The 240-nt window shown below is 58.8% G+C and carries 1 protein-coding gene; it reads left to right on the top strand.

Annotation, left to right across the window (positions count from 1 at the left end; all coding sequences use genetic code 11):
- A partial coding sequence (locus tag ACLJNW_RS28100) for a rhodanese-like domain-containing protein (RefSeq protein WP_410961901.1) occupies positions 1–225 on the top strand: 225 nt, incomplete at its 5' end.
- Positions 226–240 lie beyond the last annotated feature (15 nt).

Raw genomic sequence — 240 nt, 5'->3', positions numbered from 1 at the left:
GTGTGCCAGTTGCCGGGGATCGTCCACGTTCCCTTGAACGAACTCGCCAGCCATTTCGCCAATCTCGACTTCAGTAAGCGCTACATCCTCGTGTGCTACGCCGGCACTCGTGCCGAACGCGCGGCCATACAGCTCATGGGGGCAGGGTTCTCCAACGTCCAAGTGCTCGATGGCGGCATGAAGCGATGGGCGAAAGAGATAGAGCAGCACATGCCGATGTACTGAACCATAGGCAGGGAA

Source organism: Salmonella sp. SAL4457, assembly GCF_046548235.1.
GTDB lineage: Bacteria > Pseudomonadota > Gammaproteobacteria > Enterobacterales > Enterobacteriaceae > Salmonella > Salmonella enterica.
The sequence above is the reverse complement of the archived record's forward strand: the minus strand, read 5'-3'. Positions and strand labels throughout refer to the sequence as shown.